Here is a 1,788-nt window from a genome sequence, read left to right as displayed (position 1 = left end):
GACTGTAGCTATATAAATTAAATAATTAAGCGTGTGCGGCTTCGCTGCACACGCCTAATTAATACCAATTCCCAAAATGGCAACGCCATTTTGGGAATTGGTAGATAGATAAATGAGCCCAAAAGCGACCCATTTATCTATGCTTCGCCAGTGATTGACAGCCCCTCTACCCAAATTTTGGGTGCAACCCCTGAAGGAGTAATCTTTACCTCTGGTTCAACATAAACGATCGCCTTGAGTAATTCCAAGATATCACCTGCTACAGTGGCGGACTCAATACTGATGCGATCGCCTTTATTTAACAACCAACCATCAAAAGGCAAAGAAAAAGAACCCTGTGATGCCTGTACTCCCGCATGAAGGGCTTGAAGTTCGTCAATCCAAATAATATTATCCATCTTTTCTAAGTCATAAATTGTCTCATTCGACTCATTAGCGACATTACTGCGCTCTACATGAAAAAAGTTAGGGCTTACAGAAACCTTCGCCCCCACGCTACCATTGCCCGTCGGCTTGGCATTCAGACGCTTTGCCGTGACCGAGCTATGCAAAAAGTTAACTAAAACACCATCAGTAATTAAGGGCGTGCGGCGAGTTGGTGTTCCCTCCCCATCAAAGGTTGATGCACCAACATTACCTATATGCAGTTCGTCATCGCTCACATTTAGCAAGGGCGAAGCGATCTGAGTACCAATCGAATCGGGGTTAGAGAGACTGTTTTTATCAAGAATACTCTGGGCATTAAAGAGACTCGAAAAGGCACTAATTAAACTTAAAAAGGCTTCAGGAGAAAATACGACTAAGTATTTACCAGATTTAATTTTGTCGTAATTCAAATGACTGATGGTTTTTTCCGCAGTTTCTTCCACACAACCCTTGACATCTAAACCAGCAAAATCCCGACTCACTCGATAAGCCCCTGCACTGCGAGGTTTTCTGTCTTCTTCTTCAGTTTTGGTATAAAGATAAATGGAACTATAGGAACTACTTTCATTCCGCATTGCGCCATCGCTATTAAGATAGAATCGGCTGATATCGCGTTGTGAGAGACCATTATAGGGAACTCCCGCGATCGCCCTATGTTTTGCTAATAATTCTTTCTCAGCATCTAAGAGGGTGGCGACAAGCAGCTCGATCGCAGTTTGAGGAGCAGTTTGAGATGCAGTTTGAGATGCTTGAGGGAGAATCGCGATCGCCTCGGGACTAAAATCGGGAATGTTTTCCTTAGCCCCAAAAAAACTCGCTTCATGGGCGCTTTGGAGGGCGAGTTCTAATCCCACGCGATCGGTATTAGTGGTGGAAGTAACACCAACCGTCCCTTCCTCATTCCAAACCCTCACGGTGACGCTAGCGCGATTAGATGCCGATACTTGTTTGGGCTCGCCGCTATCCACTTCGGCACTGGTTTCATCAACGATCGCACCGTAAATATCAAATTTTTTAATCCCTAGCTTGCTAGCGGTATCTTTGGCATCGGAGACTAATTTTTCTACACTAAGCGCTGATGACATAAACCTTATTATTCGTTTTTAATTTTTTCTAGTTAGCTATTAATCATCATATAGCAGTCCTAAATCATTTGTGAGAAAATAGGGCTTCGACTTCGCTCAGCCAGCGTATTACGATAGCTGAGCGAAGTCGAAGCCTCTCTCAACTCATTTTGGATTTATATAGCTATCCTAAATCATTTGTAGATTTTGGGGTTTGTGGAAGAGCACCCCGAAGGGGTGCTCTTCCACAAACCATTTAGGATTGCTATATTGCAAGCAAAATTCCATAAACTTTCAA

At 43.3% G+C, this 1,788-nt stretch carries 1 protein-coding gene; it reads right to left on the bottom strand.

Going from position 1 to position 1,788, the window contains the following annotated elements; translation table 11 throughout:
- Positions 1-137 precede the first annotated feature (137 nt).
- The gene (locus AC805_RS15840) at positions 138-1,511 is read right to left on the bottom strand and encodes a TldD/PmbA family protein (RefSeq protein WP_055076316.1); all 1,374 of its coding nucleotides are present in this window, start codon (positions 1,509-1,511) and stop codon (positions 138-140) included.
- Between the last annotated feature and the right edge of the window lie 277 nt (positions 1,512-1,788).

The sequence above is a fragment of the Pseudanabaena sp. 'Roaring Creek' genome (genome assembly GCF_001402795.1).
Taxonomy (GTDB): Bacteria; Cyanobacteriota; Cyanobacteriia; order Pseudanabaenales; family Pseudanabaenaceae; genus Pseudanabaena.
Note: the sequence above shows the minus strand (reverse complement) of the source record. Positions and strands in the feature narration are given on the sequence as shown.

Coding starts and splice junctions, on each gene's coding strand:
- AC805_RS15840 (WP_055076316.1), bottom strand. CDS start 1,511: ATGTCATCAGCGCTTAGTGTAGAAAAATTAGTCTCCGATGCCAAAGAT.